Annotated in this window: 22 protein-coding genes; all 22 read right to left on the minus strand. The window is 48.0% G+C overall.

The genetic code is table 11. The annotated features are described in order from the left end of the window. Positions 1-36: 36 nt before the first annotated feature. A complete protein-coding gene (gene lhgO, locus ACR64Q_RS17710) occupies positions 37-1233 on the minus strand; it encodes an L-2-hydroxyglutarate oxidase (RefSeq protein WP_313732592.1) in 1197 nt (398 codons plus the stop codon). Further along, positions 1217-1798 carry a D-glycero-alpha-D-manno-heptose-1,7-bisphosphate 7-phosphatase gene (locus ACR64Q_RS17715; RefSeq protein ID WP_313732593.1) on the minus strand — a complete coding sequence of 194 codons (582 nt, stop codon included), beginning with the start codon at positions 1796-1798 and terminating at the stop codon, positions 1217-1219. The genes lhgO and ACR64Q_RS17715 overlap by 17 nt, the downstream gene beginning before the upstream one ends. Before the next feature lie 15 nt (positions 1799-1813). Next, the gene (locus ACR64Q_RS17720; protein WP_313732594.1) at positions 1814-2695 is read right to left on the minus strand and encodes a glycosyltransferase family 2 protein; all 882 of its coding nucleotides are present in this window, start codon (positions 2693-2695) and stop codon (positions 1814-1816) included. Positions 2696-3127: 432 nt separating this feature from the next. Beyond that, the gene (locus ACR64Q_RS17725) at positions 3128-5491 is read right to left on the minus strand and encodes a hypothetical protein (RefSeq protein ID WP_313732595.1); all 2364 of its coding nucleotides are present in this window, start codon (positions 5489-5491) and stop codon (positions 3128-3130) included. 6 nt (positions 5492-5497) lie between these two features. After that, entirely contained in the window at positions 5498-6622 is a 1125-nt protein-coding gene (locus ACR64Q_RS17730; protein ID WP_313732596.1) for a hypothetical protein, read from the minus strand. 173 nt (positions 6623-6795) lie between these two features. Then, positions 6796-8193: an MBOAT family O-acyltransferase gene (locus tag ACR64Q_RS17735; protein ID WP_313732597.1), complete on the minus strand. Its 1398-nt coding sequence runs from the start codon at positions 8191-8193 to the stop codon at positions 6796-6798. Positions 8194-8205: 12 nt separating this feature from the next. Next, positions 8206-9093 carry an SGNH/GDSL hydrolase family protein gene (locus ACR64Q_RS17740; RefSeq protein ID WP_483823352.1) on the minus strand — a complete coding sequence of 296 codons (888 nt, stop codon included), beginning with the start codon at positions 9091-9093 and terminating at the stop codon, positions 8206-8208. 324 nt (positions 9094-9417) lie between these two features. Continuing rightward, complete coding sequence (locus tag ACR64Q_RS17745; protein WP_313735035.1) at positions 9418-11250, minus strand: carbamoyltransferase family protein; 1833 nt, start codon at positions 11248-11250, stop codon at positions 9418-9420. 17 nt (positions 11251-11267) lie between these two features. Beyond that, entirely contained in the window at positions 11268-11420 is a 153-nt protein-coding gene (locus ACR64Q_RS17750; protein ID WP_313732599.1) for a DUF5989 family protein, read from the minus strand. A 13-nt stretch (positions 11421-11433) separates the two neighbouring features. After that, positions 11434-11895 (minus strand): hypothetical protein, encoded by a 462-nt coding sequence (locus tag ACR64Q_RS17755; RefSeq protein WP_483823353.1) that lies wholly within the window; start codon positions 11893-11895, stop codon positions 11434-11436. Between the two features lie 357 nt (positions 11896-12252). Continuing rightward, positions 12253-12978 carry a glycosyltransferase family 2 protein gene (locus ACR64Q_RS17760; protein ID WP_026602256.1) on the minus strand — a complete coding sequence of 242 codons (726 nt, stop codon included), beginning with the start codon at positions 12976-12978 and terminating at the stop codon, positions 12253-12255. Between the two features lie 361 nt (positions 12979-13339). Then, positions 13340-14233: a hypothetical protein gene (locus ACR64Q_RS17765; protein WP_313732601.1), complete on the minus strand. Its 894-nt coding sequence runs from the start codon at positions 14231-14233 to the stop codon at positions 13340-13342. Between the two features lie 56 nt (positions 14234-14289). Continuing rightward, positions 14290-16446, minus strand: coding sequence for a glycosyltransferase (locus ACR64Q_RS17770; RefSeq protein ID WP_313732602.1), 2157 nt, complete (start codon positions 16444-16446; stop codon positions 14290-14292). Continuing rightward, positions 16443-18314, minus strand: a complete 1872-nt coding sequence (locus ACR64Q_RS17775) for a hypothetical protein (protein WP_313732603.1) — start codon at positions 18312-18314, stop codon at positions 16443-16445. The genes ACR64Q_RS17770 and ACR64Q_RS17775 overlap by 4 nt, the downstream gene beginning before the upstream one ends. Before the next feature lie 59 nt (positions 18315-18373). Next, positions 18374-19936 (minus strand): hypothetical protein, encoded by a 1563-nt coding sequence (locus ACR64Q_RS17780; RefSeq protein WP_313732604.1) that lies wholly within the window; start codon positions 19934-19936, stop codon positions 18374-18376. Next, complete coding sequence (locus ACR64Q_RS17785; RefSeq protein ID WP_036275920.1) at positions 19926-21233, minus strand: ABC transporter ATP-binding protein; 1308 nt, start codon at positions 21231-21233, stop codon at positions 19926-19928. Before ACR64Q_RS17785 ends, ACR64Q_RS17780 begins: the two co-directional genes overlap by 11 nt. Positions 21234-21292: 59 nt before the next feature. Then, positions 21293-22084: an ABC transporter permease gene (locus ACR64Q_RS17790; protein WP_036275922.1), complete on the minus strand. Its 792-nt coding sequence runs from the start codon at positions 22082-22084 to the stop codon at positions 21293-21295. A gap of 107 nt (positions 22085-22191) precedes the next feature. Then, on the minus strand, positions 22192-22791 hold the full coding sequence (locus ACR64Q_RS17795) for an NUDIX hydrolase (RefSeq protein ID WP_026602263.1): 600 nt from the start codon (positions 22789-22791) through the stop codon (positions 22192-22194). A gap of 30 nt (positions 22792-22821) precedes the next feature. Then, entirely contained in the window at positions 22822-23760 is a 939-nt protein-coding gene (locus ACR64Q_RS17800) for an NAD-dependent epimerase/dehydratase family protein (RefSeq protein ID WP_026602264.1), read from the minus strand. A gap of 25 nt (positions 23761-23785) precedes the next feature. Further along, positions 23786-24370, minus strand: coding sequence for a D-sedoheptulose-7-phosphate isomerase (locus tag ACR64Q_RS17805; RefSeq protein WP_026602265.1), 585 nt, complete (start codon positions 24368-24370; stop codon positions 23786-23788). After that, the gene (locus ACR64Q_RS17810) at positions 24361-25080 is read right to left on the minus strand and encodes a nucleotidyltransferase family protein (RefSeq protein ID WP_026602266.1); all 720 of its coding nucleotides are present in this window, start codon (positions 25078-25080) and stop codon (positions 24361-24363) included. The genes ACR64Q_RS17805 and ACR64Q_RS17810 overlap by 10 nt, the downstream gene beginning before the upstream one ends. A 10-nt stretch (positions 25081-25090) precedes the next feature. Then, the gene (locus ACR64Q_RS17815; RefSeq protein WP_036275926.1) at positions 25091-26260 is read right to left on the minus strand and encodes a DegT/DnrJ/EryC1/StrS family aminotransferase; all 1170 of its coding nucleotides are present in this window, start codon (positions 26258-26260) and stop codon (positions 25091-25093) included. Positions 26261-26262: the final 2 nt, after the last annotated feature.

The raw sequence follows: 26262 nt of genomic DNA on the forward strand, positions 1-26262 counted from the left end.
GCCCGCGCCGATGAAAACCCATTGATTCAAGGCCCACTAAATGGCTTGGCAACGTTCCGCAATAATTCTGCCGATAGGAAGTGCGGAGGTTGCGGCCGGCGAAGGCGCATTGCAAACGTGCAGCATCCGCTCGGTCTGCTTAAACAGAAAATCGTGGACGGCCAGGCCCTCATCGGTAACAACCTGAGCACGGATACCCGCCCGGAACGGCAATAAATCTTCGACGCTTAACGACGGGCAATATTTGCGGCATTTCCGAAGGTAAACCCGTTTGCTCAACGACGTCACCAACTCTTGCAGCGCGTGGTGGCGGTAGCGATAAATCAATTTCCAGAACCCGGAAAATCCTAAAAAATCTGCGCAATCTCGCCGGGAAAACGATAACTTGGGATAGCCTTCGCGGGCGAAACCAATCACCGCGTTCGGCCCCACAGTCACGCTCCCGTCTATCATACGGGTCAAGTGGATGCCCAGGAACGGCAGCGCCGGGTCGGGCGCAGGATAAATGAGGTGGTTAACGACCGCGTTTTTGGATTGCGGCAATTGAAAATATTCGCCGCGGAAGGGCACGATACGAAAATCAACATCCAGACCTGCCAAGCGGGCCAACCGGTCGGCTTGCAAACCGCCACAGACGATCAATTGGCCTGCGCGAAAGAGCTCACCGCCGCCCCCGACTTCAACGTAATGAGCACTCTCCTCAATGCGATCCACCTGCAAACCGAAACGTACCACTGCACCGCCTTGCACCACTTGTTCCGCCATTTTACGGCATACCAAGCCGTAATCTACAATCGCCGTTTCCCGGCTATACAAGGCAGCAACCCCACGAATATTTGGCTCACTGCGGGCAAGCTCAGCTCCGTCAAGGCGTTCCAATTGCAAACCGTTAGCAAACGCGCGGTCGTATAGCGTATTGATCCGTTCGTGTTCCACGCCATCAGTCGCTACGATCAGCTTGCCGCACTCGTCGTAGGGAATCCCGTGCGCGCGACAAAAATCCTTGGTCGCTACCAAACCCTCCCTACACAGACGCGCCTTCAGGCTCCCCGGCTCGTAGTAAATACCTGCGTGTATGACGCCACTGTTGTGACCGGTCTGATGTCGGCCGGGCATCTCCTCTTTTTCCAACAACAGAATGCGAGCGTCGGGATGGCGTTCCTGCAGCGTCAGTGCAGTTGCGAAACCGACGATACCCCCGCCGATAATACAAAAATCAGAAAACGTCGTCATGTTGCCCCTTCAAATAATACCGCTCGAGAACAGCGCAAGCCTCGGCAAGCGAACATATCGCCACAGTCGGCCGGACGTTGTCGGCATCCTCGCCTAGCAACAGCGTCACGCCTACCCCCGCCGCTTTTGCGGCAACGATATCGGAATGTTTGTCGCCTAAAAGCAGGGAACGGGACAGGTCCAAACCAAGTTCATCGCGGGCCCGCAACATCATCCCCGGATTGGGCTTGCGTTCGAAAGACTCACGTTTGTAGTCGCCAACACCGTGCTCGGGATGAAACGGACAAAAATACACAGCAGTCAACGGTGCGCCTTCTGTCGCGAAACGCTCGCTCATCCAAGCCGTCAGCACATGAAATTGTGCTTCCGTATAAAAACCCCGTCCGATCCCGGCCTGATTGGTCACCACCACCAGCACCAAGCCCAACCGGGTTGCCAGTCGGCATAGGTCGAAAATACCATCAACGAAGTCGAAATCTTCGATACGGTAGACGTAATTTTTTTCGACGTTGATGACGCCGTCGCGATCCAAGAACAATGCGGGCTTAGCGTAAGTTTTCGTCATAGAATGGCTGACCCATCAAACAAACGGTTTCAGCAAACCGTGAGCCGCCAGCTGCCGACCCAAAAACCATACCCATAACGATAAGCGCCAGCGCAACGGCAAACCTTTATCTAAAAAAATAAAACGTGTGATATAGCTAGCGACACCGACCATTCCATGAGGCACTGAGCTCGGAACACCATCATCCAAAGCGGCCTGCACTTTTTCCTTCTGATTCACTTGAGATAATGCCCGAGCGCCATTTGCCCGCATGGTTATTAACGACAAGAAATCTCCATCATCTGCAAACCTTCCTCGCTGCCGGTAGGTATCGTCCATGGGCGCCTTTCCTGCCCGATAATGCATATGCTCGAATATCAGCTCAGGTAAATAGCGAATACGTTTAAGGCCCAACTTCTCCAAGCGCTTAAAAATATCCATAAGGTGATAATCGATGAAGGCCCCTTTATATACCATTGGAAAAGGCTCTCGTAAAATCTCACACGTTTTTCGAGAAAGGATGGGGAATGTGCAAAGATTTCCTTTCTTAAATAAATCGTTTCCATAGGCCAGATAGATACGATCCGGAATACTGTCATGTAATTGGCGTATTATGCTATCCCAACCACGAGTGCGAATAATCATGTCGTCGTTGGCAAGAACGATAATATCCCCACCAGCCATTTCATAACACGCGGTGTTGTATGCGCCCATGGTTGCCCTAGGTCCTATAATACGTTTAATCGTTAGCCCGGGACATTCCATCGAGTGGCTAGTAAAATCATCCTCATCCAGGTAAACAATAACTTCCACATATTCCGGATACTCGCTATTCTCAAGAACACTTTGTAAAAATTCGTTGGCGCGTTGCAAGCGGCCGCGGCTAGGTAATAGAAGGGAAATCAGCGTATTTTTCATAATGCCCCGATACCATCTAATTTTTCAAAAAATCCAGCCGAGCTTGAATAAATCATTAAACAAAATTTAAAGTTGATGATCAAATATTCCTCGCTCTCCAATTTAGAGATTTGATATTCCGTTTTTCCATAAACTAAGGTAGTTTTAGCGCGCAACAATATTGGCACCAACAGACGTTGCCTTTCGGCAACATAAACTGAATCATAACAGCCTTAGTTTGACAACACGAGTTGGAATTGTAACTGAATCCTTTATACGGCCAGACTTGAAGACAAATCGCACCTTCTATAGCCAATCCCCAATAAAAGCAACCAGATCGATCCCCCAACATCAAAAAGCGAGAGATTGTAAAAAAACTCTACCTGCCTTTGCAAAGCCGTTGTTGGAACGCAAGTCGTTGGATTGCAATCTGTTTCGACAGTTTCAATACTCTTATTGCGAAGGCTTTTTCGAGGCGCCCTCGGGATATTGGCTACTCCCTGAATTAGGCAGCAAGAAAAGTGAGGACATCCTTGACAACATATACCTCACGTAGACGCCTACAGTCGTCAAGAGTAGGGCAATCGTCAAAATGTAATTGATCCAAATCGTCGCGGCGGTCCATCGGGAGCCTCCTGTAAAGCGGAATGTCACCTCATGGTGCCCGGGAGTCAATTCTAAGGCCTTAAAGGCAATATTGGCTGGAAGAATTGGCGCGGCATGACCATCGATCTGCGCTTGCCAGCCAGGATGCAGGCTGTCCAAATAAATGAGGAAACTGTTTGAACCGGACGGCATATCAATATTGGCTATCAGTTGGTTGGCACTGAAACGGCGAATTGTGATTACGTCCGAAGAAACGACTGATGGTGAAGTTGGCATCGCGTCGTACCGCCTTGGATGACTAGTCTGGACGACTGGCGTTTCGTAAAGAGTCGCCGCAGTATTCACGATATGTCTCGCCTGGGCATCGTTATCTGCGACAACGGGTGTACGGGCTAAATAGAGTTTTGGCGTTTCGCAGCCAATTGCTGCCATTAGTGCAGCATCTTTTACTACGCTTGCGAGCGTGAAATATTCCTGCGGAGACTGCCCATCCGTTACGGCAAGACGTGTCTGGATAAGGGAATCAAACGACGTACTTGTCATATCCACGCGGTGAACAGGAAAACACAGGTCGAGCGACAAGCTTCCATATCCCAAGCTGTTGCGCGCCCCCCATACGTCCATCAGGGATAACCGGTGAATGATGTCTTGCTCGATTTCTCTTCGACGCTTCGGGCTATAAAGCAACGGACGCACATCGTAGGCGTGACGGAGAGACTGCCAGTGCCTGAACCAATTTGGCGTCATGGCCGGAGCGTACCACTCCAGCATGAACTTGTAAGTCATCATTTCCAGCAAAACGCAAACCACAAGACTGGGACCCAGTATGTCGTGTGCAATGCGCTCAGTCCTTAGCCCAAATGCCACCAGGACAAACAGAAGGACGATAACCCACTGCAAGTAGTGAAAGGTGAAAGGTATATCCAGGCTGGAATCAGTCACATAAGCATACCGCCATCCGTGCGCGGCATCGACCATCACAAAAGCTGCACCCATTACAATAGTGAGCGCTGTAAGGATTAATGTGTTGCGCTTGCGTATGGATATGCTTTCCAGATAATGATCAACACCAAATCCCGAAGCAACGATAAGCAGAATCTTCGCGACCGGCGTGACAAATCCGATGTGGCGGAATTTATCCATCGCCGGAAAAAACCTATAGGCAATTTCCGCCACCCCCCCCGAGGTGCCTAGAGAAAACAGCAACACCAACCCGGCTAAAAGCATGAACACCCCAAAGACCTTTGTCCTTGCGTGTACCAGTGCAAATATCAAGAACAGTATGGTGAACAGACCGCAGTAGGCAGTAAAAGCAAAGCGAACCGGCGCTGCATAGATGAACTCCATAAATTTCACGGGTGATACATACCCCCCATAAGTTAAGAAGATATCCAGCCCGACGGACCCGTTGGACTGCCGCAGGGAAGTGAAGCTTTGCATGCCGTCGATTACATGCCGGGCAAATTGAACGTTCATAAAAGCAATGGCCAGCGCTAAGCAGACGATTAGCAGCCCTCCTGGATTAGGAACCGCGAAGCTTAGAAGTGACGATATTTGAGGCCGTAGTAGAAGCAGCCAGATACAGACGAATGCGCACAGCGTGGCCGCAATGAATATCTGCGTATAAAAAAGTCCGCCCAGCGTCATCACAATCAGCGCGAATGCTAAGTGTTCCAAGCCTTCACCACGTAGATACCGGGCGGTGTGATACAACATCAATGGATACAGATAAATCAGGTGGAAGTTCCAATGAATCTGCGTCCCCCAAGAAACCGAAAGCACGCCAGTGATGCCAATGATGATAGGGCTGATGCGGTGCCTATGGAAAAGCGAGGACAGTTGGTACAGACCATAGAGCAGCAGAGCTTCTTCGAGATAAAGTCCGAACCGAAACAGTAATAGAGTGTCAGTGACGGAAAAGAGTTTTCCCAAAAAAACTGCCGCATAAAAGGCCGGCGTGAACGTGAAAGCATAGGCAAAATCCGCCGTGACGCCCTGATTGGTAAATGGTAACCAAAGTGGAAACTCATCAGAGAGTAAAAATTCACGATAGACCGTACCAAACATCTGGAAGTTAATCATCGTGTCATGAGCCAATGGCAGATTGGCTGCTGCAAGAGCCCAAAATAGGCAGGCATGCAGACTCAGAATGATGACTAGGTCAAAAGGCAGGTAGTTGCCTATAAGATTTTTAGGAGTGCTTTCAGTCACGAATTACTACCGCTTCCACCTGACCGTAGAAAAAATAGCAGCCGCAATAATTTCATTTGCGCGTTCAGTCGTATGGGCGAAATCCAGAAACACCTCACTTTGTCTATTATCAAGAATACTTCTCAAATCTACCGATATAATTCCATTGGCATTCAATGCGTCACTCTGGTTAGCAAACTTGTCGATGCTGTGCGTATATACAAACTCCATTCCTGGTGGGGTCAACAAGAAGTTATCAATAAGAAATTGCTCGTGCTTAGTGCGAGATTTAAGAGAAAAGATGGACGGTTGAAGAAAATGATAAAAATCAGCTCCCGACGTTTTGCTGTATTGATGCGCTAACCGAATATTATTGGCAAAATTCTCGCTTGCCTTAATCCCCCTTGCGTTTACCTCTTCGGCATTACGCGTATTTAGAGGGGGCGACTTCTGTTTGATATATTTGAGCAGTTCGGCAAAGTGTATTAATTTTACTTTCTCTAAAACCGGCAATATTTGTGATTCAAGGACACCCGGTTTTTCTGAATTCCGTAGAGTGTTTGTGTTGAGACCATATTCATAATCGTTGTATACGTTATATATAATATCGCAGCCACCATCGAAAAATATTACGATATCACCTTCTTTTAGCGTTGTTTCGTGTAAGAAAAGAAGTTGCTGCTTGGTGTTCATTGATGAGGCACCGTAATTGACGACCTTATATTTAGTCGTAATTTCGTTAATCTTGCGCTGCACTATGCTTGGGATAGTGTATTCGTCCGGTACTTCCTGCGAATATATTGTGGACGCGCCATAGATATACACAGTATTTGTCGCGTCTTCCGGGACAAACGCAGTCCGGCGGTGCCCGTCAATCACATTGATATACTTACCTTCAAAATTTACTAATCTACGGACTTTATCATCAAATTTTGCTTTTTCTCCGTTAGAGGATTCATGAATGAATTCCGCGCTAAAGTAAGGCGAATCAGAATATGCCGGTGGTTTTTTTGCCCGGAAAACCCACCGGGACTCATATACCGGCAGTTTTTTTATAATGAGCTGGCTACATACTTCTATTAAATAGGTCGTAACTATAAGAGTCACAAGGACAATTATCAAATTAGATATTTTGTCGAATTTCACCGTCACCAATACTTCCTCTCGTAAGGTTTGTTATTGTTCTTTAAAGGGTTTGACTCCAATCATGCCTATAAGCAACCTCCTCAATCTTATCGGTTGATCCGGTGTTTCCAGTCTCTGTGCTTAATAGCCGTTTTGGGTCGTAGGCGGCTTATGGGTAAAGCCTTGTTTCGTGCGATTCGTCAGAAATCGAAATAGATAAAAGCCGCCGTGTTTCCTTGGCTTACTGTAATCGCCATAAGCCAACAGAAAACCAGCGCAGTCCATAGAAGCTCCGGTCGCAAATAATGGGCCGCAAATTTGACCTTCCGGATGTCGTCAAACCGATGTAGCGCAAAGAACACTAAGATCAACAACAACGGAAAAATATTATTGTGGGCGAATGAAGCAATCCCGCCCCAACCACCGATAAAAGGGGCAGCCCAGATGTCTAGCGCTTTTGCAATAGTCGGGCTACGAAAAAAGACCGCTGCAAAAGCGAAAAAATGAAATGTCAGCAACACTCCAATCCAATCGGGCATTTTGCCGGATGGCAAATCGCGTAAGACTGGCCGCAACAAATAATTAACCGATATACCGATACCGTGCAACAAGCCCCAGATCAAAAAGGTCCAATTCGCACCATGCCATAAACCGCTTAACAGCATGGTGATCAATATATTACGGACGGCCTTGAACCGTCCGTGCCGGTAGCCGCCGAGCGGTTGAAAAAGATAGTCACGAAACCAGAATGAAAGCGTAATATGCCATCGAGTCCATAAGTCGCTAAGCGAACGCGCGGCGTACGGGCGGCGGAAATTATTAGGCAGATGAATTCCTATCGCGAGCGCAAGTCCAATTGCCATGTCCGTATATCCGCTGAAGTCGCAATATATTTGAACCGAGAAACCGTAAATTGCCAACAGCGCATCCGGCGCACCAAGCGTTCCATTCTGTTTATAAACATCATCGACCGCAAAACCTACTTGATCGGCAAAAACCAGTTTTTTTACCAAACCGAGCGAAAAGATTGTAAGTGGCACCGCAAACCGGCGTAACGTGGCGATACGCTGCCGCTCGAGTTGCGGCAACAATTCGGCAGGGCGCAGAATCGGCCCGGCAATCAGGTGCGGAAAAAACAAGACGTAGGCAAGTACCGTCGATAGGGAGGATGTCGCCTGAAACCGACCTTTGTAGATATCGATGACATAGGCTGCGAGGGTAAAAGTGACGAAAGACAAGCCAAGCGGCAATGGCAAATTGAGCAAATTGTCGTGCATATCAACAAACGGTCCGATCAGTTCCCTAAAGAAAAAATCAGTGTACTTGTAGAAAACGAGCGGCAAAAATAAACCGATGACGGTTGTAACCGCCAGGCGTTTGCGTGCGACTGGATTGACCGCGCCATTCATACAAATTACGCCCAAGTAGGCGATCGCCGTCAATAAGCATGGCAGCCATATGTATTCGATTCGCCACCATCCATAAAAAATCGTGCTGCCAAGAATGATCAGGTAAATTCTAAAATGCTTGGGAATGACGAAGTGGAGCAGGAAGTAAACGGAAAAAAATACAAAAAACACCGGCGAACTAAATAGCATTCCTTATCCTGTTTACTTGTTGACTGAGGCGTTGCCTGATTGGGAAAGCATTGGCAGGATTGCCTCGGCCATTAGTCGGTGGCCGAGTGCGTTGGGGTGCGGATCGGTCGGCGTCGCCCAGATGTCTTTCTGAGGCACACCTTTCATTGTGGGCAGTTGGTCGCAATAAGTGTATCCATACTCGGCGGATACTTGCTTCATGATGTCATGGACAAACCCGAATTTGTAGTCAACTAAGTTGTATGTGATGGGCGTCATGGCCAGATATATACGAATATTGTTCGCTTTGGCATACTCCGAAAGCTGCTTGAGCTTTTCTTTCATTTTGAGCATGCCGGGCGCCTCTGGCTGATAGACGTCGCGATAGTACTGAACCATCGATTGTTCTCCATTCTTATCGAAGAACCGGTGATAAACGCCCCATAAGATCACCGCCAGTTGACTGTGACGTAACAGCAAATTATCTCCGCCAGCAGGCAGATCTTCGGCGTCGCGCAGACAATAATGCACGACGATATCGGTCGGCTTCAGATCGGCAAGTTCATCAAAAAAACGGGAAACGTAGCGCTCCGTGTTGTAGTTGCCGACTCCGGCGTTAAGCACTTGCACAGGCTGTTTGTCGATAGCGTTCAGCGCCTTCTCAAGCCTAACTTCAAGGGTATCCTGTTCAGGAACACCCCAGCCAAACGTGATGGAGGCGCCGAGAAAGAGGATTCTTCGTCCGCCAGGCGGTAAAGGGGAAAGCTGGCCACCGCGCAATCCATGCTCGTTAAGGCGAATTTCGACATTTTGCAATATCGCCGATTTCGACTTAACGTGATCGAAATCAAGCATAGGCTCGGAACGGCGGATTTTTAGCTCTTTGCCGTAGCGCCACATCTCGATATCGTAGTTGGTCATCGAACTGTTTTTTATGCGCAAGAGGCCTTCTGCGAGACCTAGTGAGATTGCCAACGAAATACAGACTAAAGCAATTGAGTGAAATTTTTTATTGGTTTGCCGCATAAAAACTTTTGAGAGAATTTGAATATAAATCCGGGCATCCCAATTTCAAAAATCTTCGTTGTACTTGGCGTCCCGCATGCAGTTATATATAGATTGTGTTCCGCCGAAGCTTGTAGTTTGAGCGCCTTTATTATCGAGAGAATTTATTAATGCCATAACCTGCTGCTTTTACCGTAATTCGCCGGCCGCCTTTAAATTGACCACTATCGAGCGGCGCAATTAATCCAGCTCAAAGGCAGGGCTGTCATTTATTTTCAGGCGGGCATCCTGTTTTTCTTTGTACAGAATGTAGTTCTCAATAACCAGCAATTCGATCTCCGAGCCCATGAAACAACGAAAAGCATCTTCGGGACTGCAAACAATAGGTTCTCCACGAACATTAAAACTGGTGTTAACGAGAACAGGGCAACCGGTCCGTGCTTTGAACGAGGATAGGAGTTCATGAAACCTCGGATTGGTTTCTCGATCCACGGATTGTATTCTTGCGGAATAGTCGACATGGGTCACGGCCGGTATTTCGGAGCGTTGTACATTAAGCTTATCGATTCCAAATAGCGCTGACTCCTGTTCCGTTATTTTTCTGCGCTTATTTTCGGCTACATTTGCAACGAAAAGCATATATGGGCTATCACAATCAAGCTCAAACCAATCAACCATATCTTCTCGTAATACTGCCGGCGCAAAAGGACGGAAGCTCTCGCGATACTTGACTTTGAGGTTTAACGTTTTCTGCATCACTGGATTGCGAGGATCTCCGAGTATAGAACGGGCCCCGAGCGCGCGAGGGCCAAACTCCATACGCCCTTGAAACCATCCCACGGCTTTTCCCGCTACCAAAGCATCTACGGTGGCCTGAATCAAATCGGAGTCATCTAATTTTTCAAAGCCAGCGCCAGCATTGACGAGTTGCCGTTCAATCTCACTATTGCTGTAACTCGGCCCAAGGTAGCCGCCCGACATCGCATCACGCCCGTTTGTTCGGCGCGGCTTGTTAAGATGTGTGTAATAAGCAGCCAATGCCGCGCCAACAGCGCCGCCGGCATCGCCGGCGGCCGGTTGAATCCAAATTTTTTCAAATTTACCGTCGCGCAAGATTCTGCCGTTAGCCACGCAATTTAGTGCCACACCACCGGCAAGACAAAGATTTTTGCAGCTGTTTTCACTGGAAAGGCTACGCGTCAAGCGAAGCACTATTTCTTCGGTAACCCATTGAATAGATGCCGCAATATCCATGTGCTTTTGCGTCAATGGCTGATCCGGATTTCGAGGCGGCTCACCAAAAAGCTTGTAGAATTTCTTGTTGGTCATCTTGAGGCCGGTGCAATAATCAAAATATTGCATATCCAGCCGAAAACTACCGTCAGCCTTCAGATCAATGAGTTTATCCAGAATAATGTCGGCATATTTTGCTTCTCCGTAGGGAGCCAACCCCATCACCTTGTATTCACCTGAATTAACTTTAAAACCAAGATAATAGGTAAACGCTGAATATAAAAGGCCAATAGAATGAGGAAAATGTATCTCTTTCGCCGTCTCCAAGCGATTCTCGCATCCGATCGATACTGAAGTCGTTGTCCATTCGCCAACGCCATCCATTGTTAGCACAACGGCTTCCTCGAATGGTGAAGCAAAAAAAGCCGACGCGGCGTGACTTTGATGATGTTCCGCAAATAACAAACGGCTTTCTACATTCGAATCCGCACCCAACTTTTTCAACTCATCCCGCAATACTAACTTTTGAAAAAGCTTTTCTTTCAGCCAAATCGGCATTGCCGTTAAAAATGATTGAAAACCACGCGGAGCAAAGGCAATATAGGTTTCAAGAAGTCGTTCGAATTTTAAAAAAGGCTTGTCGTAAAATACAACATACTCAATTTGATCCAGCTTTTTACCAGCCGCATTCAGGCAATATTCAATCGCGTTTTTAGGAAAACCCGCATCGTGTTTTTTGCGCGTAAAACGTTCTTCTTGCGCGGCGGCGATTATTTGCCCATCTACAATCAGACAGGCCGCACTATCGTGATAAAACGCCGAGATACCTAATATGTTCACGGGTTCTTCGGCAAACTTCAAAATATGGCGTAAATAAATGGCGCTATTGCGGAGCCTTGGCTTAAAACAACTAGACCGCCGACCAAGGCTAGCACGAATATGATCGGCAATAGCCAATACTTCTTTCGCATGGATAGGAAAACCCAAAGTTCTCGCAAGGTATTCAGCATCGCTAATTCCACATTAAAATTGATTTTTCATATTTTGTTGTTTAACCGCAATAAGCGGTGTATTTTGCCAATATGTTGACGATTTGCGATCAACTTTCAGCTTAAGTAAATCTTTTTTGAGGAAGCGCATTAATAGCCCAACCGGCAGTATAGTTAATAAGAAAACGACACCCATTATGATGGGATTAATTAAATAAGATAAAACGAGGCCGAAACGATGCCAAAGATTGTTAAGAGGTCGTAGTGGTGCTACCCAAAAATATGCAAGGATAAGCAAAACTGCAGCAAAGAATAACCATATCATCCACCAATGATCATGCAAGTCATGGACTTTATATAGCCTCAAAAAACCTATAATGCAAAATATGGCAGCAAAAGTTATTCCAAATCCGCGTTCAGTTGGTTTTTGTGCATTCTCTTCTTGCCGCGAGTTTTCAAGCACGTAGCCTGATCGTTTGTAAGTGGATTTTCTCATAGATTTTGATACTACCGGCACTGGCCGATACGGCGTTTAACCATTGGCAAAAAGTGGTCGATAACACTGCCGAACAACGCTATCCCATTGCTCGACGCCTCATCCAAATAGCGTGAAGGATGCTAATCAACACCCCGACTCCCGCATCCATCGCGACGATGACCGCCAAACTTTTTTCCTGCTTATTATTTGGTTGGCCAGATAGGCAATACAAAAAAGCACGCCAGGAACAAGAAAATCGAGTGCGACACTCAAACCATAGATGAACTCAAGAGCGGCCAATTCAAAACCGGATGAATTTTGTTCGTTAGCCTGTTGTATTGAAAGAATATAAGCTATTCTCTACGGTATGTTTTGTTATCTATTCAGACCAGGATGATAAAACAATGCATCTCGCAATATGGATTTTAATAAAACAAGAGCGCTCTTATATTTTCCTAGCACCCCAGGATGGGCTCGGCTTCCTTGTACACCTATCCTAGGAGGTTCAGAAGAAGAAATTTCCGTTATCTTCAAACCGTACCTCGCACCACGGGTTAATAACATTATTTCCGAAAACTCACTCTTGAATTTATCTATTTCCAATGCATATAGATGAGACTTTTTGAATGCTTTGTACATCACGAGCCCATCTGTGTATTTTGTTGAGAACAGTATATTAATAAGATGGGTAAAAAACTTATTGGCAATTCCCGATGCGAAATCGTCATCTTCCGAAATTGCATCGCCTTTGTATCTCGATGCTACAACTATATCATAACCGTCGTTTATCTTTTCAATTAGCCTTGGAATATCCTCCGGAATAGAGTTGCCGTCCGGCGAAAACGGAATAATGACATCACCTTTAGCCAATTCAAACGCCTCCCAAAAAGCAGCTTTGACTCCTTTTGATTCTTGGTTAACGACGTTATATCCTTTAGAAACAAGGTATTCTTTTGAGCCATCATCAGAACTGCCATCAAGAATCAATATCTCGTCACACCAACTTTTGTCAATACGCGGCATTATAACCTTTAATGCATCTATTTCATTTTTTACAGGAATAAAAAGCGTTGTTATAAATTTTAATTTCGAATTATCCATTTTATTCTTCAAATAAACAGCCGCATTATACCGCAGCTTGTCACTCGTTTTTTTTGATTTTTAATAAAATCCAACAACAATATGCTGTCAAATAATTTTTTTAAAATTATATAGACCAATACAATGGCGAGTTATAGCATAAACAACCCCATCTTGACTAACGCGCACATTAATAACAATCCTATCATTTAAATTGGTACTTCTACTTTAACGGAATAAATAGCGCCACGAGACTTTAGTTATATCAAAACTCCCTTGAAACTTCTGCCGGCAAGAAAAATATCGCTATTTGGGATGCTGATACGCCATCTTATAATTGATCGATATTTATCTTTTTCATAAGTAAGCTCATGACTATTAATCAGGTGTCCAAACGTTCTAATAAACTCCAATATTCTATCAAATCATGCGGAAACAGATGCTTTGCGAGAAAAGATTGGCGCATGCTTTCATATCGCGTTAAACAATCTTGATAGGCATGGGGCCAATTATTCACCACCCGCCTTAATTCATCTTCCCACCCTGCTTCATGCAACTGAATACAGCATTCAGCAATACAGGATTGATCTTGAGTTCCAATCGAAACCGTCGCCCGGCCGCAACGCAATGCGGCAATGATGCGCATCAGTGAAAGCCAACGCCAGTTGGGTCGCTGGGGAATATTCAACACGACACGCGCAGACTCGTTGAGTCGGTCTCGCCCCTTTCTCGGTAGAAACTTCGACGTTTGCGCCAACACAAAACGTTCGGCAATAGCCCGTAGCGTTTGATCCCGAAACGCAGTAAGTGCGCCGGAAAAAACGACTTCGTGCATCGGCTCCTGATTCGTTAAGTCAAGACTCAATAATTCGGGAAACGGTAGGGTTCTGACTGTAAGGCCGGGAAACATACTCCCTGACCCAATTAATTCGGGCAGATCTCCCAACACAAAAACAGCCCGGAAATAGGGCACGCAATCCATGAGATTCTTAATTCTCGAAACTTGAGTTGCCGGGTGCATGTAATCATTATTGTTCCATAATCGGTCGCCATGGATGAACAATTCGTCCCCAACCAGATCAAGGTGCTCGGTCATGATAACGGCTACTCGCTTACCGGTGCGTTCGCAATAATCGATGAGCGTCCTGCTGGTCATTTCCGAAAAATTCTCGATGACCACGTTTAGTGCAGTATCCTTTGGGTTACGCCCCATTGTTACGGGATAACCATGCTGCTGCATTATCAGAAAAAAGAACTCAATCTGATCACTAATCATTTGCACGGGGTGGTTATATACCCACAGATGAACAGGGTGTCTAGCGGGCCTCCCGATCACAATATGCTCCGCTCTACCACTGCTCTAACCTCATTTACCGAATTGCCTGAAAATATTTGACTATAACCGTTATCAAGAACTCGCTGTAGGTTAAACGCGCCGTCACATTGGGGTATGGCAAAAAACCTGTCGCTACAACGGATGATATTGAAACCATACATCCCCTCCTCAACTAATTCCACGTTGTGGATTTGGTCTACGCGGACGGGTAAACTATCGATTCTTTTTAACAGGTCTCTCAGATTGTCCCCCGTCACGCAAAAGCTATAACCACCTTTGTCCACCCGAGCTGAAGAGAATTCACCTTCACTCATCGGAATGGCATAAAAGCGCTTCCCACTGCGAATGACGTTCAATCCGCGAACATCATGCATCACTAGCCTAACTCCTTCATCTATCAAACCGACATCGGACGAAGAGGCCAAATTCACAGTGAATTGGCGCCTCCACGCTCTCAACAATCTAAGCATTTGAGAAGCAACCAGATACAGACGCGGATAGGGCGTTAAATACTTTGCAATAATCTTGACGATCCGTCTTGTGATCGACATACCATTATCCTCAATCGAACATCCCATGTAACAGCCATTGAGACCTTTTAGGCTGTTTGAGAAACTCAATGAAGGAGCCGCACTATCTACAAACTCGGCAATTGGAGACCAGTCGTGTAAGTTCATGATCTGGGAATGGGGTGTCGCCACAAAATAGCCACCTATTTCGAATACTCTTCCTCTTCCCGCTTGAAGCCGTGGCACCGGTTGCGGCACACTGGAAATTATTTTCGGCCAATCATCGTCACAGATTAAACATGTATTGAAATGTTCTCCCTGTTCTTCAAGAGCATTACTAGAACACGCTGATCGTTTATAATCAAAATAGATCGTTCGAACCTTACTCCAGAAATCTTCACTGAAAGCGCGCCCCGAAAATTCGACTTGAGCTTTATTGTACGCCCTTAAACTCAACGATTCGTACTTGTTGGGATGATTAAGCAAATCACTAACCCTGCAAAACATTTGTTCTACGAGCGAATCCTCCAAATCAAGATTACGAGCATATCGATCAGTCATAACTCCGGATTCGGGGTCTCGCCGCCAATTGTTGGCATAGACGCCAGACAAAACTATCCCATCATTTCCGTCTACGACATAGCGGTTGGTCCCAATCGTATCGGAGACAATCGGTACGGCTCCCGCCGCCATAGCCTGCATGATTGAAACAGAATGTAGGGAAGCACTTGGAAGCAGCAAAAAATGTGCGGCGCGCATAAGTTCGTCAAGCTCGCCCGCGGTCAGATAACTCTCAATCCAGATGATGCTGCGGCCTTCGTGATAGCTCAACCAGTCTAAATCGACCCCATATTCCCACAACATCGCATTCGAAGGCCGGCCACAACGCATAATCAATCGCTCGTTTCCAGACTCGGCACATAGTGCCTGCCAAAAACGCAACACAAGATGTCCGCCACGTAGGAAAAAGTTGTCTGGGTTTTGATGCGCGGAATTGATGAACAAAAACCTAGCTGCCGCGAGCCCTTTTTTGGATTGCCTATCTCCGCCCGATACGCCAATGAATCCAATGCGCGATAAATGAAGCTTGGCATCAATGATCGGCGACGCAAAAAAACAGCTCAAATCCGTGATTGTCTCCGGTAAATGAGAGAAAATTCCAAGACACAGCGGATTTTCGAATATTCGCTTGTAATAAGCTCGTACCTGTTCTTGCGATTCCATGCTCCCGGTTCCTTGATGCGCAAATGGAAAAAAAACCGGCGCAAACGATTCGCAATGAAATACAAAAGGGCGGCACAAACTCGGAAACGGCGCGGTGTGATGAACTTCAATCTCACCGGGTAATAAACGGGTTAAAGCCTGATTGGCGGGCCAATAATGCGCAAAGTAATCCTTCTCGATAGGCGACAAGGAAACGTTTTCCAACTTAGCGGCATCCTTCGCAAATTCCGCGAGCAGGGATTCTCTGAACGCATTGTCACCGCGCAAAGATTGCGATAACTCGACATTGTCCCATGCCGCGATATTCAACCAGTCGGGCTTCTCTTCGAACAACGCCCGGTAGAGGGGATGAAAGCCATTCAGCGGTATGTAGTGTGTCAGGCTCCAGGGAATTGCGACGTTTAGTATCTGTTCGCTCATCGGGGGTTCCTCCGAAACAGACGCGATAGGAAACTCGCGTTACGAATGTCGAGCTTATTATTCAAGACCATAATTTGTTCTTCTTGTTTTTGTAGTTCACCTTGCAAGACCGCGTGCTGTTGAATAATGCTAGTTAAAGTATTCTGCAAACCTTTGACCACGGAGTCCTCAATTTGCAGGCTCAAAGCCTGTAGAGAACCTTCGATTTTTTCTCCGTATAAACGGGCCATATCATAAACGTTCTGTAACTGTTCCGATTGCGTTTGGATCGAACGCGTGCAGTCGTCTAGCTGAGCTTGCAACCCGGAGATATTTCCGTTGGCATTATTCGTCAGGCGAACCGCCGTCGAGATACCATCTATATCATCCATCAGAGTATCGACATCCCTTGCCATTAGAATAGCGTCCGGCGTGTAAAGGGACAGCAAGGTCTGTAAATTTTGCGCCAAATCGATCATGCCAACGGACTGACGCAAAGCGAAATAACGTCCCTTCCAGGCAACCAAATTGAAGCCTTTATACGTGTCAAAGAGACAAGGCTGTTCGGATTCCATCCAATAGGCCAGGGAAACGTTGTTCGTAGTGTTGGAATGCAACTCGAATCCCGTTTGGTTAAGCTGCGCCAATTGCCGGTCATAAGCCTTACGGCCAATCAATAATACGGACTTTAATTCGGCAAGCGTCGCTGCCGAAGGCAAGCGCGCAAGTTGCTGGGCCGTGCATTCGTCCAGAGCGATGACACCCGCCGAAAGAGGGGCGGCATAAAAACGGTGGGCATAGCGGACAAGGTTGCAACCCATGAAGTCTTGTTCCACGGTTAAAGGCATCTCGTTGAAGTCCTTGGCGGAATACCGCAACGGACGTGATTGGAATTCAGCAACCCGGCGAGGAATCAACGAGTCTCCCCTTACCGTGTAGCCGAAGCCGGAAAGAACATCAGCGCATCGATCAGCTAATTCGTCGATCAGGTTTGAAGGCAATTGCGAAAGATAGCCACCAATTCGGCCTTCACGAAAGGTCGCCGAATTCTGATTGAAGACCTGAGCCGCAATGTCTTTGGTAATACCGTCCGCCTGAAGTTTTAACTGTATAGCCCAAATCGATTTAAGTTGAGCGCGTGCCGAACCGCCGCCAGCTCCGCCCACCAGTTCCTCGAAAGCGATCGGGATGACATTAGGAAAATTCAGCCATGGCAGAAAACCGCCCACACGCTGCCTTAAGGAGCCCAACAACCATTCGTCGTCTACTAATTGCCGCACCCGATGTTCAAAATCCTTGCCGGAAAAATAGCCCGCAAAAACCGTTTTACCTTCGCGATGGTAGTAATGCGCCTCAGAGACCAGAATATCCAACGGGTGCCGGTAGACAAAAAGCACAGGGGTTTGAGTAACCGGATGGTGCCGATTACCAAATGGCGCTCGGCGCACCGAATCGATAAAGAAATCTCGGGCAACCGTATGCGAGTTACTGTATTCGATACAATACCAAGTGCCTGGCTTGGGAAAATCAGGGATTTGGATACCAGCAGCATAACCCAACGCTCGAGCAAACTCGTAGGCCAAATGCGTACCGGCCTTGGGGATAGAGACTATAAACAAGGGTTTGCGACTCATGTGCCAATCACTTTTCGGCGCAAAAATCCGGACCTGTTGCAGATCCAAACATGCCAACAACAGATCCCCAAGTTGCTCGCCCCGAGTTTCTGTAAACAACAACACGCGAGCTTGTTTTAGAACTTCCAGTGGTGGGATATCAGTGTGAGCAATAACCGATACACCTTCGTGAGTAGCATCCCGCACGATGGTATCCGCAAGCTCGCCGTGACCCACAAGATAAACAGGCCCGGTTAATGGCGGATTGTTGCGCAAGGCTTCTGCAAAGGCTGGCGCAGCCGGTTCGATAAATCTAAGTTCGCTGCCGTTTCCTTTCATTCCTTCACCATCAAAATGAGTTCGGAAAAAGAATCTGCAATTCCCGTAAAAGCAATGCCGGAGAGATTCGGCAAGCTAAAATCAACAGGCCCTAGCGCCTGTGGAACCGCATAATACTTACCTTGAAAAAATACGACATTTGTCGTTCCCAGGCTATCCAACAAAAGTGGCTCCGAATATTTCTTCCCGGTATCGGCATTGGAGCCTCGATCAGCGTTGATGGCAGCAGTCATGGCGGATACAAACACTTCAAGCTCGGCATCGTTAGCGTAAAGCTCTGAAACCACCGACGTTATAGAATCTATCGCCGCCGTATCTAAACCGTCATTTTGCGCCGCGTTAATCCAGATAGCGGCCGCTTCATTAAAAATGCCGCACGCCTCCTCCGCCACATCCGACACTTCCATGACCAAACTTTCGTCGCGGCACGAGGACCGCTCGATGGCCGTATGGGTTCGCCAAGGATATTGGCGAAAACCAAAACGGGAAAAATCGATGTTGGACTTGTTGAAGGCAAATCCAAACAAATCTTCGTCGCCGTAATCACGAAATACTTCGCCCCGCCGAATATAGTCCTCAAGCGTTTGCTGAAATGGCGTGTAAGTGCTTTCGTCTAAAGGCGAGATGGGTCCGTAACCGTAGCGGGCGGCATACGTGTCGATACCGTGGTCGCGCAGAATATCAAGATGAGTATTGGTTATCCAATCCTTCCAACCCTCAACGATGCCATGCCCCCGACGCAGATTGTGCTTATGGGAGCCGGTTAGGTTCACGTGGTCGAGTTTTGCCCATAAGGCTTGCGCCTGAGGTACGCTTGTGTTGTAACCCAATTCGCCCGCAATACCGAGAATGGTCTTCACGGGACTGTCAATTAAGTCTTCCCAGCGCATCAAATAGTAGTTGTGATCTTGCTGAGTGAACTCTTCAAGGTAAGCCTTGAAAGGCGGCAGTAGCGCTTCGAAAAAGTTAAGATCGCTAAGCTTGTACAGAGCGAGGCGTTGTCTTAGAAAGTCGTTATCTTCCTGACAGGGAACAAAACGTTGGATATATTCGCTGGCCAGCGCATTGATCGAAAAACAGGCGGACGTTAACGTTCCCGCGGGATGACGCATTGATGCGAAACGCAAGCCCTTCGGGACATCAAGCGCGCTTAACCAAGCCGCCGGTCCAACGTGCGAATGGACAACCTCGTAATAATTGAGAATTTCGCGGGGATGAGAAGTAATTAAGGTGAAATCCCCGCCGCCACGCAGGCCGATATATTTTCGAAATCGAGCATCGCGAAACTCGGAACCGGCCAACCATTTAGGTCCTCCGGCCAATTGTCGAAAGTTGTAATTGTAAATGAGATCGTGCGACAAACCGCGGCGAATAAACACGTCTTCTATTCGCCGGGAAATCTGGAATCCGGCGGTGTCGCACAGCGCTTTGATGCTAAGCGTACGCCTATCCCGTGCCGGGCCGACAAGTTCAGCAATCACATTGATGAGTAAAGAGAAGCCGCTACGGGGATAACCTACCACCAACGGCCGTGGAGCTACCATTAAGCTACTGCTCATCCAGAATGTCCACAGCCACTAATTCAGCCACGACTTCAAGGTCAACAAAACCGACCGATTGCGGTGTATCCGAAAATTTCAATCGAGCCACTGAGCGTCGTACATCGACAAAACTATCTTGCCCATCGACAAATTCGTTACAACCGAGATTGAGAAAATATTCGCCCCCGGTAAGATGTGCTTGCCAATGAAATTTTAACGCCACATAGCCATCAGGTTCGATTTGAACAAAAGGATGTCCCATCATTGCCAGGTTGGTGCCAAAAACATAAGTTCCTTCAAGCGAAACGATGGCAAAACCGACAGAGAGTTGCACGAACTCGTCACTGACTAATTTGACGATCAGCTCGCAATTGGCATGCGAGGCAATCTCGGGAGGATTCAAATCTCCATCGACCACTAGATCGAAATCGACAATCCGGGCCTTACCGGAGCCCATTCTGGCTTCGTGACGGTTATAGGTAGGCTTGAAAGGGATTTTGTCGGTTTTGTCCGCCCTTTCTACGAAGAGCAAGGCCTTCTTTCGTTTAACGTTGCTATTCTTCGATATGTTTTGAGCCTCTCCAAACAACAACTTTTGATAATGATTAACAGCACTCGTGATCGGGCCGATGTGTACCAACTCTCCCCGATCCAGAACGACGCCACGACTGCAAATCCTTAACAGGGTGTCCGTGCTGTGGGACACAACCAAAATAGTCTTGCCTTGCTCCATGAAGTTTCGGATGCGTTGGAAACAACGGTGTTGGAATTTTGAATCGCCAACGCTCAGAGCCTCATCGACGACAAGGATTTCGGGGTCTATATGAATCGCCGCTGCAAACGCGACCCGGACAAACATTCCCGAGGAATAAAGCTTAACCGGTTGATCAAAGAATTCGCCGATGTCGGCAAATGCTGCGATATCGTCAATACGCTCCAGCATTTCCTGTTTCGAAAAACCTTGAATGGCGCCGTTCAAGATGACATTTTCGCGCCCGGTAAATTCGGGATTGAAACCAGCCCCCAACTCCAACAATGCGGAAATTCTGCCGCTGGACTTAACCTCTCCTCCAGTAGCCTGCATCACCGCGCAGATAATCTGCAATAACGTCGACTTGCCTGAACCGTTACGCCCCAAAATTCCGACGATTTCCCCGCGATGTACATCGAAACTAATATTCCTAAGCGCCCAAAACTCTTTGTGGTATTGCTTACGGAAGGGATGAATAGCCTCGATTAACCGTTCTTTCGGAGAAGAAAACAATCTGAATTTCTTACTAACGTTGCAAACTGATATTGCGGGCAACGACTCCATTAACCCCCCTCAATTTCAGTTAAATAACGCTTATTAATCACATTATGGCCCATTATTTTTCAAAGCATATCGGCAAACTCAGGCTTGAGCCGCCGAAAAATATAAGCGCCGAAAAATAGAATCGAAATTGTCACACACCAAAAAAAAACAGTATCCGTTAAATTTGGTAATTTCGGCTCAGGAAATATAAGTAAGCCACGATACCCTTCAACAATATAGTAAATTGGATTATAAGATAATAGATGGCGATAATTTTCCGGTAACAGTTCCATTGACCACACAATCGGCGTTAACCAAAACAGGACATTCAATATCACGGAAAGGGCTTGTGCTATGTCCCGGTAAAACACTTGTAGCGCGCAAAACAACCAACCCAGCCCGAGTAGCAATGTGGCGTTGCACAGCATGAAATAGACCACCAACAAACGCATCGGCGAAAATGCAATGTCATACCAAACTTGCATTCCTATCACAAAGATCATGAAGATCATATGCGGCACAATACCCGCCGTGATGAACACGAAGGGAAGTATTTCGGTTGGAAAAACGGTTTTCTTAATCAGATGAGCGTTACTGGTTACAGAACCAGTAATGGTGATCAAAGTTTCATTGAAATAAAACCAGACCATCAGTCCGGTGATGAACCACATAATAAAAGGTGAACCGGCGGGCGCGGCCGCTTTAAAACCTACCGAGAACACAAAATAAAACACGGCCACCGTAGAGGCCGGCTGAATGATCGACCATAACGCCCCTCCCATAGTCCCAACGTACCTACTTTGCAAATCACGCAAGGCAAGTGCGCCAATTAGTGACCGATACTTCATAATATTACTGACAATATCCAACATGGAATCAAGGCGGGGATTAGATTACCGGGCAAATTAATTTGGTTGAACCCAAACGCGCTATTAGCACGTTTAAAAAGCGGTAGCAGACCAACAAATCAACAATGTCTTCAACCATTCGACTCGTGTTCGATTAACCACTTATAAACCAGCACCAACGAACTGGCGTCTTCGATTTCACCCTCGGCAATCATTTGTAATACGGTGGATCGGTCGAAAAAGCGAAATTCGCCGTGGCCGAACTCCGGTTCAACCTTGACGGCTGCACCGGCATCGACCAAAGCGGCAAACAGCCGAGAGCGAGCCTGGATAACGCCTGCTTCCGGCGACAGCGACCCCAGATCCCTCAAACCGCCGGTCAATAGCGCCAACCCCGTCTCTTCCATCAGCTCGCGTTCCGCTATGGCGGCTGGGCTTTCGCCGGGTTCCCCATGCCCCTTGACCACTTCCCAGGACCAGCGCTGTAACGGGTGCCTTAGCACTCGCATCAAGCCAATAGCGTGCCCGGCAACCGGAAGTACCGCAACGCCGGCGACAGAGTCGTCGACTAAACAGCGAGGCACGACGCTCAGATAGCGAGGCACTTCGTTGCCGTGAGAATCGACGACGTGATCGGCATAAACCCGAAACAGCGCGTTTTCGAATACCTCTTGTCGCCCCAAAAGTTCGATCCGAAAGTTCTGGTCCGTTACCTTATCTTCGTGTTGCATGCCGTAGCTGATAGTTAGTTTGGTGTTGGATCAAACGTTGCCGTACATCGAATTCTTGATCATGGTAAAACCTTTGATCAATTCGGAGATACCGGCATCAAGGCTGACAGAGGTTTTGTAACCTGTTGCCTCGATTTTGGCGTTGGATACGATGTAGTTTCGTTGATCAGGATCCTTACCGACCGGCGCGTCGATGAACACGAAGTCGGGAATCTGCTTTTTGATTGTTTCGCATAATTCTTTTTTAGAGACGTTGGCTTCTGAAAGACCGACGTTGTAAATCTGACCCTTCATCGCGTCATAATTGGTAATCGCATGTTGGAAAGCGCGGGAAACGTCGCGCACATGTACATAATTGCGTTTGAAATAGCCTTCGAACAGCACGACGAATCGGTCGTTGACCGCGCGGTAGGTAAAGTCGTTGACCAATAAATCGACGCGCATTCTAGGCGACATGCCGAATACGGTCGCCAAACGGAAGCTGATTGCGTTTTCGCGCTGCATCAATTCCTGTTCGATTTTGACCTTTTCAATTGCATATTGCGAAATCGGACGCAACGGCGATTCCTCGGTACAAAAGTTGTTTTCATCGCCGGTGCCGTAAGCGCTATTCGTGGTCGGCATTAACACGATTTGATCCTTGGCCAACAACTTCAGCATCAGCGTTATTGCGTCGTGGTTGGTAGTTGTTGCGCCGATTGGATCCAGATTGCACAGCGGCGCACCCACCAGCGCAGCCAGCGGAATCACAATATCGGCATTTTTGAGCAACGGCGCGACATTTTTTTCCAAGCGGATGTCACCCTTGACGACCGAGAAATTCGGGTGGTGACAGACGTGGTTCAAACTGCTTTGCTTGAACATGAAGTTGTCCAGCACCGTAACTTTATGTCCTGTAGCCAGCAAGTCGGGTACCATGGTAGAGCCCAAATAGCCAGCGCCGCCGGTTACTAAAATGTTGTAACTCATAACTCTCCTTTCGGTTCGAAAAAATTCATTCGCCAAAGATTGCCGCTTCGACGCACTCGCACAGCGTATGTGCCAAGACTATGTGCAATTCCTGAATAGTGCTGGTCGCGGTTCCCGGGACGACTACTGCATACATCGCAAGTTCGCGGGCTTTGCCGCCATCGCGGCCGCAAAATGCGATGCTTGGTATCGACATAGCGCGGCACTGCGCCAGCGCTTGCAAGATGTTCGGCGACTGGCCCGACGTGCTGATGCCCAAAAAAACGTCATTGCCGCAGGCTTTGCCGGCCAGTTGCCTGGAAAATACGTGTTCGAAGCCGTAGTCGTTGCCGATTGCTGTCAGAATGGAACTATCGACGGTCAGGGCTTCTGCGGGCAACGCATCACGTTCCCGCGCCAGTTTACTGACGAACTCCGCCGCCAAATGCTGAGCATCGGCCGCCGAGCCGCCATTGCCGGCAATGTAGATGCGGCCACCGTTGCGATAACAAGCGATCACAGCTTCCACGGCCGCTCCGAATTCGGCTAACGCGTCGGTATCAGCCAACAGCCTGTTTTTGGCATCAATCGAGGCCTGAACATTAGTTATGAGGCGCGAAACTATATCCACTCCGACTCCCCGCTCAACACTTGCGCGGCGCGCGCGTAATCATCGGGAATGCCAATATCGATGAAGGTTCCCGGAAACTCGACACCGGTTAAACGACGGCCGGCAGTCAAAGCCGCTGGAAAAATATCGTCTTCGAGAGACCATTTGGCGTTCGGCGTAAACCGTTCTTCCAACAATGCGCTGCGCCGCAGGACGTACACTCCGCCGTTGGCCAGACTGCGGACGCCTCCTTTGCCGGACTGCAAACACTCGATGCGCCCGTCACCGGATACTTCCAACGCCATAAAGCGGCCTTCTTCGTTGGAACGAAACAACGAAAAACAGCAATCCGCATCGCTACGTTGTGCGAAACGCATCAACTGTTCCAAATCCACAGCGAAGAAAGTATCGCCGTTGAGCAAGAGAAAACGTTCGCCGACCGGGATGTTGCGTGCGGCTAATAGTACGCCCCCACCGGTACCCAAGGGGGTTTGTTCGACCACGTATTCGATCACCGCACCACGGTAATTATTACCGAAGTAATCAATGATCGCATCACACCGGTAGCCAACCGATAGAATGAAACGCTCCACGCCCTGAGTACGCCAATACTCGAGTAAAAATTCGAGAAACGGACGGCCATTGATTGGAGCCATCGGTTTCGGCAAATCGGGTACCGCGTGACGCAAACGCGTGCCCAAGCCGCCTGCAAGAACAATTGCCGTGGTCACGACGTCGCCATCAAGCTGCGTTGAGCAACGCGCACAGTTCGTCGACTTCGTCAAACCTCAAGTCGGGGAAATTGCCGATGTAAAACCCGTAAAAATGAACGTGTTCGGTATTCGGATATTCCAGATGATGGCCTTCGGGCACGATGCCTCTCAAATAAGGTTGGCGTATCTGATTGCCGCCGCCGGCGCTACCTCGGCGGAATTCGATGCCGGATTCGCGCATTTTTTTCATCACCCGTTGAACCAAATTATCGTCGGCCTCATTGAGGATCAGATTAAAAGCGTAATTGCTCGAACCCTCGAGTTTGAAATCGGTGCGGTATTTGGACGCATCAATTTTATCGAGAAAGCGCAGCAAATTTTCGGTACGGCGTTGCACGATCATATCGAGGCGCTTGAGTTGGCTACGGCCCATTATGCCGCCGATTTCAGTATTGCGGGTGTTATAGGCCGGATAGGCAAAAATGAAATCCGGGTTGAGCTGCGGATTTTCGTCGATGTAACGTGCCTTCAAATCATTGTCAGTCGCCTCGCGCACCATGCCGTGCGAACGCAACATGCGCACTTGCTGATAGACCTCGGGGTCGTTGGTGCAAACCATGCCACCCTCAATGGTGCTCATGTGATGGGCGTAGTAATAGGAAAAATTGGAAATCCAGCCGATACTGCCGAGCAATTTACCGTTATGGCGGGCGCCGTGCGATTCACAGACATCTTCGATCAACGGAATGTTGCGGCATTCAAGTTCCGCGACCAGTTCGTCGGTCAGGCCATCGAAACCTTGGACGTGAGTCAGAAACACGGCGCGGGTTTTGTCGGTAATTTTACTCAGAATTTGTTGAGTATCCATCGCCAGCGTTGCCGGATCGATGTCGGCAAATACCGGGGTGAATCCGTTCTGCAACACCGATGCAACATCCGATACCCAGGCCAGCGGCGGCACGATGACTTCGCCGCCTTCGGGATGGCGTATCTTCAACACCGCCATGGTCAGCAGGTTGGCCGATGCACCGGAATTCAGGAAAACGCTGTATTTCACACCCAGCCACTCCGACCACTCGGCCTCGAACGCGCGCACGTTTGCGCCATGAGTCAAAATCGGATCGTCCTGTTTGAGATGTTCGATCACTGCGTCGAGATCTTCGCGCAGAATGTTGTTACGCATCAGGGGGAATTTCATGT

It is taken from the genome of Methylomonas sp. 2F7 (assembly GCF_057126975.1).

What these genes read in the sequence shown, in the direction of transcription:
- lhgO (WP_313732592.1), bottom strand. Translation starts at nt 1,233, where the DNA reads ATGACGACGTTTTCTGATTTTTGTATTATCGGCGGGGGTATCGTCGGT.
- ACR64Q_RS17715 (WP_313732593.1), bottom strand. Translation starts at nt 1,798, where the DNA reads ATGACGAAAACTTACGCTAAGCCCGCATTGTTCTTGGATCGCGACGGC.
- ACR64Q_RS17720 (WP_313732594.1), bottom strand. Translation starts at nt 2,695, where the DNA reads ATGAAAAATACGCTGATTTCCCTTCTATTACCTAGCCGCGGCCGCTTG.
- ACR64Q_RS17735 (WP_313732597.1), bottom strand. Translation starts at nt 8,193, where the DNA reads ATGCTATTTAGTTCGCCGGTGTTTTTTGTATTTTTTTCCGTTTACTTC.
- ACR64Q_RS17740 (WP_483823352.1), bottom strand. Translation starts at nt 9,093, where the DNA reads ATGACCAACTACGATATCGAGATGTGGCGCTACGGCAAAGAGCTAAAA.
- ACR64Q_RS17750 (WP_313732599.1), bottom strand. Translation starts at nt 11,420, where the DNA reads ATGCTGAATACCTTGCGAGAACTTTGGGTTTTCCTATCCATGCGAAAG.
- ACR64Q_RS17755 (WP_483823353.1), bottom strand. Translation starts at nt 11,895, where the DNA reads ATGAGAAAATCCACTTACAAACGATCAGGCTACGTGCTTGAAAACTCG.
- ACR64Q_RS17760 (WP_026602256.1), bottom strand. Translation starts at nt 12,978, where the DNA reads ATGGATAATTCGAAATTAAAATTTATAACAACGCTTTTTATTCCTGTA.
- ACR64Q_RS17765 (WP_313732601.1), bottom strand. Translation starts at nt 14,233, where the DNA reads ATGATTAGTGATCAGATTGAGTTCTTTTTTCTGATAATGCAGCAGCAT.
- ACR64Q_RS17770 (WP_313732602.1), bottom strand. Translation starts at nt 16,446, where the DNA reads ATGAGCGAACAGATACTAAACGTCGCAATTCCCTGGAGCCTGACACAC.
- ACR64Q_RS17780 (WP_313732604.1), bottom strand. Translation starts at nt 19,936, where the DNA reads ATGAGCAGTAGCTTAATGGTAGCTCCACGGCCGTTGGTGGTAGGTTAT.
- ACR64Q_RS17785 (WP_036275920.1), bottom strand. Translation starts at nt 21,233, where the DNA reads ATGGAGTCGTTGCCCGCAATATCAGTTTGCAACGTTAGTAAGAAATTC.
- ACR64Q_RS17790 (WP_036275922.1), bottom strand. Translation starts at nt 22,084, where the DNA reads ATGTTGGATATTGTCAGTAATATTATGAAGTATCGGTCACTAATTGGC.
- ACR64Q_RS17795 (WP_026602263.1), bottom strand. Translation starts at nt 22,791, where the DNA reads ATGCAACACGAAGATAAGGTAACGGACCAGAACTTTCGGATCGAACTT.
- ACR64Q_RS17800 (WP_026602264.1), bottom strand. Translation starts at nt 23,760, where the DNA reads ATGAGTTACAACATTTTAGTAACCGGCGGCGCTGGCTATTTGGGCTCT.
- ACR64Q_RS17815 (WP_036275926.1), bottom strand. Translation starts at nt 26,260, where the DNA reads ATGAAATTCCCCCTGATGCGTAACAACATTCTGCGCGAAGATCTCGAC.